Here is a 6,261-nt window from a genome sequence, read left to right on the forward strand (position 1 = left end):
ATCTATCCGGAGACACGCATGGCCATTGGGACGAATAGCACAAATAGCAAAAATAGAACGAACAGCGGCAGCCCCATAGATATCCCAGCCCTGATCGACCGCAGCCGCATCGGCGGCTTCCAGATCGTCATGCTGACCCTGTGCGCCATCTGCCTGATTATCGACGGCTTCGACGTCCAGGCCATGGGTTATGTGGCGCCCGCCATCATCCAGGAATGGGGCATCGCCAAAGCCAACCTGGGGCCGGTGTTCGGCGCCGGCTTGTTCGGCATGCTGCTGGGTTCGCTCTGTTTCAGCATCCTGGCCGACCGCATCGGCCGCCGCCCGGTGCTGATTGCCGCCACCTTGTTCTTCGCCGCCTGCATGCTGCTGACGCCGCTGGCCGCCACGGTGCAGCAGTTGATTGTCTTGCGTTTTGTGACCGGCCTCGGGCTGGGCGCGATCATGCCCAACGCGATGGCGCTGGCCGGCGAATACAGTCCAGTGCGCAAGCGGGTCACCTTGATGATGCTGGTTTCCTGCGGCTTTACCCTGGGCGCGGTGCCGGCGCTGGTATCGGCAGTGATGCTGATGTTGATGCAAGAGACTTCTCAGCGTAGCAAAGCGCAAGCCGTCATTGCCCATTAAGCTTAAGATCAGAACTTGAACCAAGGATAAGACCCATGGAAAACATGCTCCGTTATCAATCCGGATTCTGCAATGACTTCGCCAGCGAAGCCTTGCCCGGCGCCTTGCCCGCCACTCAGAATTCACCGCAGAAAGCACCCTACGGCCTGTATGCGGAACAATTGTCCGGCACCGCATTTACCGCGCCGCGCGCGCACAACCGGCGTTCCTGGCTGTATCGCATCCGGCCCGGCGCGATGCACCATGCGTTTGAAAAATCCCCGCAGCCTCTGCTGGCCAGCGGCCCGTTCACCCAGATCGATACGCCGCCCGACCAGCTGCGCTGGAATCCGCTGCCACTCCCGGCCGACGATCAGCCCACCGATTTTATCGATGGCATTGTCACCTTCGCCGGCAACGGCGAGGCTGCCGCCCAGGTGGGGATTGCGATTCATCTGTACGTGGCAAACCGCTCCATGCACGACCGCTTCTTTTACGATGCCGACGGCGAATTGCTGATCGTGCCGCAGCAAGGACGTTTGCTGGCCAGGACCGAACTCGGCGTGCTGGAAGTCAAGCCCGGCGAAATCGTGGTGATTCCACGCGGCATGCGCTTCCGCATCGAACTGCCGGACGGTAGCGCGCGCGGCTATATCTGCGAAAACTACGGCGCTGCTTTCCAACTGCCGGAGCTGGGCCCGATCGGCGCCAACGGCCTCGCCAATGCCCGCGATTTCCAGACGCCGGTAGCGGCCTATGAAGATCGCGAAGGAGAGTTCCAGCTGCTGGCCAAATTCGGCGGCCAGCTATGGGCGGCGCGCATCGATCATTCGCCGCTGGACGTGGTGGCCTGGCATGGCAATTACGTGCCCTACAAATACGATCTGAGCTTGTTCAACACCATCAACACCGTCAGCTACGATCATCCCGATCCATCCATCTTCACGGTGCTGACTTCGCCCTCGGATACGGCCGGCACCGCCAATGTCGATTTCGTGATTTTCCCGCCGCGCTGGATGGTGGCCGAACATACCTTCCGGCCGCCATGGTTCCACCGCAACATCATGAGCGAATACATGGGGCTGATCGAAGGCGCCTACGACGCCAAGGCCGACGGCTTCACACCCGGCGGCGGCAGCCTGCACAATTGCATGAGCGGCCACGGCCCGGACGCCGCCACTTTCGACAAGGCATCCAATGCAGCATTGGCGCCGCACCGCATCGACAATACAATGGCCTTCATGTTTGAAAGCCGCTACGTGATTCATCCCACGCCTTATGCACTGGCGACGCCGCATCTGCAACAAGACTATCTGCAGTGCTGGCACGGCCTGCAAAAGAATTTCAACGGTCAACCCTAATGAAGCAAGAAATGAGAGATAAGACATGAGAGACAAGACATGATGCAAGCTAACGATCCCGCACTGAAATCATTCATCCCGACTCCGCCGGAGTCGCATTTTCCTATCCAGAATTTGCCCTTCGGCGTATTCAGCAACGCCGCTAATCCCGCGCCAAGAGTCGGCGTCGCGATCGGCGATCAGATCGTCGACCTGGCTGCGTTAGCCGAAGCCGGTTTGCTGAACGTCAGCCCCGAGATATTCCGCCAGGCCAGCCTGAATCCGTTCATCGCACTGGGCCGCGCAACTTGGCGCAGCACCCGCGCCGCCATCAGCGAACTGCTGCGCGACGACAATCTGCAACTGCGCGATAACCAGGCGCTGCGCGCCAAGGTATTCGTCGCCCAGGATCAAGCCAACCTGCATCTGCCGCTGGAAATTCCAGGCTATACCGATTTCTACTCATCGAAAGAACACGCCACCAATGTCGGCTCCATGTTCCGCGATCCGGCCAATGCGCTGCTGCCGAACTGGCTGCACATCCCGATCGGCTACAACGGCCGCGCCAGTTCGGTAGTAGTCAGCGGCACGCCGGTGCAGCGTCCTAACGGCCAGTTGAAACTGCCGGACGCCGATGCACCGGTCTTTGGCGCTTGCCGCAAGCTCGATTTCGAACTGGAAACCGGCTTCATCATCGGCCAGCCGAACGCACTGGGCGAACCAATCGATATCGCCAACGCGGAACAGCATATTTTCGGCATGGTCCTGCTCAACGACTGGAGCGCCCGCGATCTGCAACAGTGGGAATACGTGCCGCTCGGCCCGTTCAACAGCAAATCGTTTGCCACCTCCATCTCGCCCTGGGTAGTCACCATGGACGCACTCGAACCGTTCCGCGTCGCCAGCCCGGCGCAACAACCGGAGCCGCTGCCGTATTTGCAGCAAAGCGGCAAGAACGGCTACGACATCACGCTGGAAGTCTCGCTCAAGCCCGGCGCAAGCGCCGCAGCACAAACCATCTGCCGCACCAATTTCAAAGCCATGTACTGGACCATGGTGCAGCAATTGACGCACCACACGGTATCCGGCTGCAACACCCGCATCGGCGACTTGATGGGTTCAGGCACCATCAGCGGCAGCACGCCGGACGCTTTCGGCAGCTTGCTGGAGCTGACATGGAACGGAAAAAATCCGCTGACCTTGGCGGATGGCAGCCAGCGCAGTTTTATTCAGGATGGCGATGAAGTGGGGATGACGGGCTGGTGCCAGGGCGACGGTTATCGCGTGGGGTTTGGTGTGGTCAACGGCAAGGTATTGCCGGCGCGGGGCTGATAAAAACAAGGAAGCGCTCAAGGCGACCTCGAATAAAGCCTGTTGCGTCATTCCCGCGAACGCGGGAATCCATTTTAATCACCAACTTGGATCCCCGCGTTCGCGGGGATGACAGAGTTTGTAGTGGTAGTCTCGATGAGAAATTCCAAGCGAATTGCTCATTGTGATTCATCTTGGCGTTTGTCGACATCTCGTCGATTCCCGCGACTACGGCTAGTCGTTCCTGGGACAAACCGCCCTCTAATCTCACACTTTTAAGCTTTTTTGCTGGCGACATTCTTAACTCTAAACACTAAAATAGTCTCGATATTTTATTCATGTTCGCTAAGAAATGATTAGCATTGAGCACTTTGATAAGTGGCTTGGTAATCAAAATTGATTATTTATTCCATTGTCTTGGTAATCAATTTTGGTTATATTGGAATCGCTGAGACAAAGGATGCGCGGTGAAACAGAGTGAATTTGTTAGGTGGTTGACGCAACAGGGGGCGACTTTTAAGGAGGGGGCAGGTCACACAAAAGTCTATCTCAACGGCAAAGCAACCATTATCGGTAGGCACCCTGGCAAGGAAATGAAAAAAGGGACTGTCGAAGGAATCAAAAAACAACTTAACTTAAAGTGAGATAGCCCCGAAAGGGTCTAGTCTCAGGACTGCTTCACCGCACCAATATTAGGAGCGACCATGAAATACCCCGCGACATTTACACCCGACGAAGAAGCCGGCGGCTTTGTTGTAACCTTTCGCGATATTCCGGAAGCAATCACCCAAGGCGATACAGAAGCCGAAGCCCTCGAAATGGCCGCCGACGGTCTTCTTACTGCGATGGATTTCTATTTCGAGGATAAGCGCCAAGTGCCGTTACCTTCAAAGGCAAAAAATGGGGAACGGCTTATTCAGTTGCCACTTAGTGTGGCTGCCAAGGTGTTGCTGCTCAATGAAATGCTGGCCCAACAAATACGGCCGACTGACCTCGCTCTTCGCATGGCTACAACGAAGCAGGAAGTGAACCGCCTGATCGACCTGCACCACACGACCAAGATCGATAGAATTTCCGACGCAATGAGCGCCCTTGGCAAGCATATCGAGCTGAGCGTGGCTTGATCTGATCCGAAAAATTTGTGATGTTGCCGGTGCGGGACTGGAAAAAATAGGGGAGTATGCAATCAGCAATTCGAGCGGATTGCTCATTGTTATGCATCAAAATTAATTGTCGTAAATATCTTCAACTGCAGCGAGCACGCGCTTTTTGTCGGCTTGCTTCAAGCGATGAAACATCATCAATAATTTGGCGAGATCATCATCCGCCGCATAGAAATATGCGGCCGGCACATTCAGTACAGAAGCAAGACGCTCCACCATGGAAAGATCCGGGACATGTTTCCCGCGCTCATACTGATTCATTCTGGCGCTTGCCGACATCTCGTCGATTCCCGCGACTACGCCTAGCCGTTCTTGGGATAAGCCGGCCTCTAACCTAGCCTCTTTTAGCCGTTTTGCTAGCGACATTCTGTGCCTCAAAAACTAAGATAGTCTTAGTTTTTGATTGACGTTACACTAAGGAATGCTTAGTATTTGATTTCAAACATTTCAAAGGTGCTGTCAGCATGAGCAAACTCAACGCTTACTTCCCCCTCAAAAACAAAGTCGCCGTAATCACCGGCGCAGCACGCGGCATGGCTTTGCATATCGCCGGTGCTCTGTCCGCCGCCGACGCCCGGCTGGCGATTCTGGACGCACGCGTGCAGGAAGGTCGCGCTGTCGCCAGAATGCTTGGCGGCGCTCAAGACCGCGCCCGCTTCTGGCAACTAGATGTCAGCGACAACAACGCGGTGCAGCGAACGATGGCTGCGGTTGAGGCCCATTTCGGCCGCATCGACATCCTGATCAACAGCGCCGGCATCGATGTCGATCATCCGTCCGCGCCGGAGCTGCCGATACGGCAATGGGAGAGGGCGGCGCAACTCAACCTCAACGGCGGCATCGTCTGTACCAAGCATGTGCTGGCGGCGATGGTGCGGGTTGGCGGCGGCTCCATCGTCAATGTGCTGTCGCTATACAACCTGGCCGAGGGCCGCCAAGACCGGACTGATGAGGCATCGACAGAGGCACTGCATCTGGCCGGGCTGAATGCCCAGCGCTACGCCTCGTGCAATATCCGTATTAATTCTATTCAACCCGGCTTCCTCCGCCCGCCTAAGCTGGCGGAAGCGATGCGAGAGGCTGGCGAACTGACGCAGATGCTGACCGACCGGGCCGAGCGGCAGATGCTGAGGGGGAGTGGTTCGGCGACCGATGTGGCGGCGGCGATCTTGTATCTGGTGTCGGACGCGAGCCGCTTTGTCAGCGGCAGCGAGCTGGTGATTGACGCAGGGTATGGCGGTCGGTAAGGCTGGACCGACATCTGGGAAGTTTTCAGTCTATTCCGGGAAAGGCTGCGCTCCGTGTTAGGTGCGAAGATTGATCCGTTTGAGAGCTATTCAACTTAGCGGTGCGTTTGCAGCCACTCACGCAGTGCACCGTTCATCCTGGTTTGCCAGCCGTCCCCGCCAGTCTTGAAGGCTTCCAGCACATCCTCATCAATGCGCATGGTCACCTGAATTTTTGTGCCACTTCCGGCCGGGCGGCCACGTGGGCGCAGCGGCTTCAATTGGCGCAGTTGCGTATCGGTTAATGGCAAAGCATCAGGATCGCTCAATGCCGCAGCTGTGATAGCCGCATCTTCTTCGGCTGTGGGCATCACAATTTTACGTTTGTTCGACATAGCATTTCACCTCTCTTAAATTAGCCTTTCTCAAACTGATAACTCTACGCATCTCGTTGCGATCAACAAAGGCAACGTAATACACTCGGTTGCCAATTGTTCCCAAGCCACATTGACGGGTCTCGCCATAGGCTCTGCGTTCATCCGTCCAGACAAGGCAGCTGTCCTAATCAATCTTCGCGGCATTGGCCAATGACAGGCCGTGCTTATAAATATTTTG

At 56.4% G+C, this 6,261-nt stretch carries 7 protein-coding genes and 2 pseudogenes; 6 read left to right on the top strand and 3 right to left on the bottom strand.

Annotated elements, in window-relative coordinates; translation table 11 throughout:
• Window positions 1–18: 18 nt before the first annotated feature.
• The 5 genes and pseudogenes from KHU33_RS12145 to KHU33_RS12165 form a co-directional block, all read left to right on the top strand.
• Window positions 19–570, top strand: a pseudogene (locus KHU33_RS12145) (MFS transporter); the annotation flags it as partial.
• Between the two features lie 92 nt (window positions 571–662).
• Window positions 663–1,967 carry a homogentisate 1,2-dioxygenase gene (hmgA, locus tag KHU33_RS12150; RefSeq protein ID WP_211463149.1) on the top strand — a complete coding sequence of 435 codons (1,305 nt, stop codon included), beginning with the start codon at window positions 663–665 and terminating at the stop codon, window positions 1,965–1,967.
• A 39-nt stretch (window positions 1,968–2,006) separates the two neighbouring features.
• Entirely contained in the window at window positions 2,007–3,278 is a 1,272-nt protein-coding gene (gene fahA, locus KHU33_RS12155) for a fumarylacetoacetase (protein ID WP_211463151.1), read from the top strand.
• Window positions 3,279–3,724: 446 nt separating this feature from the next.
• Window positions 3,725–3,901 (top strand): type II toxin-antitoxin system HicA family toxin, encoded by a 177-nt coding sequence (locus KHU33_RS12160; RefSeq protein WP_211463153.1) that lies wholly within the window; start codon window positions 3,725–3,727, stop codon window positions 3,899–3,901.
• Window positions 3,902–3,961: 60 nt separating this feature from the next.
• On the top strand, window positions 3,962–4,381 hold the full coding sequence (locus tag KHU33_RS12165) for a type II toxin-antitoxin system HicB family antitoxin (protein ID WP_211463155.1): 420 nt from the start codon (window positions 3,962–3,964) through the stop codon (window positions 4,379–4,381).
• Between the two features lie 102 nt (window positions 4,382–4,483).
• Here the strand turns inward: KHU33_RS12165 and KHU33_RS12170 are convergent, their stop codons facing one another.
• Window positions 4,484–4,786, bottom strand: coding sequence for a helix-turn-helix domain-containing protein (locus tag KHU33_RS12170; RefSeq protein WP_211463157.1), 303 nt, complete (start codon window positions 4,784–4,786; stop codon window positions 4,484–4,486).
• Window positions 4,787–4,884: 98 nt separating this feature from the next.
• On the opposite strand from KHU33_RS12170, the gene KHU33_RS12175 reads away from it, so the two are divergent.
• Window positions 4,885–5,667, top strand: coding sequence for an SDR family NAD(P)-dependent oxidoreductase (locus KHU33_RS12175; RefSeq protein WP_211463159.1), 783 nt, complete (start codon window positions 4,885–4,887; stop codon window positions 5,665–5,667).
• A 95-nt stretch (window positions 5,668–5,762) separates the two neighbouring features.
• On the opposite strand, the gene KHU33_RS12180 is transcribed toward KHU33_RS12175, so the two are convergent.
• Together KHU33_RS12180 and KHU33_RS26395 are read right to left on the bottom strand one after the other, a co-directional pair.
• Complete coding sequence (locus KHU33_RS12180) at window positions 5,763–6,041, bottom strand: BrnA antitoxin family protein (RefSeq protein ID WP_211463161.1); 279 nt, start codon at window positions 6,039–6,041, stop codon at window positions 5,763–5,765.
• Window positions 6,025–6,186, bottom strand: a pseudogene (locus KHU33_RS26395) (BrnT family toxin); the annotation flags it as partial. The gene KHU33_RS12180 and the pseudogene KHU33_RS26395, both read right to left, overlap by 17 nt.
• Between the last annotated feature and the right edge of the window lie 75 nt (window positions 6,187–6,261).

Source organism: Collimonas silvisoli (genome assembly GCF_018305005.1).
GTDB classification, from domain to species: Bacteria; Pseudomonadota; Gammaproteobacteria; order Burkholderiales; family Burkholderiaceae_D; genus Collimonas; species Collimonas silvisoli.

What these genes read in the sequence shown, in the direction of transcription:
- fahA (WP_211463151.1), top strand. Translation starts at nt 2,007, where the DNA reads ATGATGCAAGCTAACGATCCCGCACTGAAATCATTCATCCCGACTCCG.
- KHU33_RS12165 (WP_211463155.1), top strand. Translation starts at nt 3,962, where the DNA reads ATGAAATACCCCGCGACATTTACACCCGACGAAGAAGCCGGCGGCTTT.
- hmgA (WP_211463149.1), top strand. Translation starts at nt 663, where the DNA reads ATGGAAAACATGCTCCGTTATCAATCCGGATTCTGCAATGACTTCGCC.
- KHU33_RS12170 (WP_211463157.1), bottom strand. Translation starts at nt 4,786, where the DNA reads ATGTCGCTAGCAAAACGGCTAAAAGAGGCTAGGTTAGAGGCCGGCTTA.
- KHU33_RS12180 (WP_211463161.1), bottom strand. Translation starts at nt 6,041, where the DNA reads ATGTCGAACAAACGTAAAATTGTGATGCCCACAGCCGAAGAAGATGCG.
- KHU33_RS12175 (WP_211463159.1), top strand. Translation starts at nt 4,885, where the DNA reads ATGAGCAAACTCAACGCTTACTTCCCCCTCAAAAACAAAGTCGCCGTA.